This is a genomic window from Bacillus sp. SIMBA_026, assembly GCF_046535335.1.
GTDB classification, from domain to species: Bacteria; Bacillota; Bacilli; order Bacillales; family Bacillaceae; genus Bacillus; species Bacillus velezensis.
Genome location: NZ_JAWRWX010000528.1, coordinates 1 through 231, shown reverse-complemented (window position 1 = coordinate 231; position 231 = coordinate 1). Strand labels below are relative to the sequence as shown.

Below are 231 nucleotides of genomic sequence, written 5' to 3'. Positions count from 1 at the left end.
CGGCCTCGAGGGCATTCACCTCGTCAAACATTGTCTTGGCGCGGCCGAGCTGCTCCGCGTTCTGTGCCTCCCAGGCCGTCAGCCGGTCCTCTGCGTTACTCCCCGGCTCTGTCGACTCCAGCACCGACGTCGTCATGTCTGCGACCGTTGAGTAGAGGTCGTCCCTGAGTGCAGCACGGGCCAGTGCCTGCCACCGATCATCGCGCGGCAAGGAGCTGATCCGCTCCAGCA

General features: G+C 65.4%; 1 protein-coding gene. It reads right to left on the bottom strand.

All coding sequences use genetic code 11. The features are described from left to right. Nucleotides 1–231: hypothetical protein (locus tag SB847_RS22415; RefSeq protein ID WP_410578980.1), on the bottom strand; the 231-nt coding region annotated here is incomplete at both ends.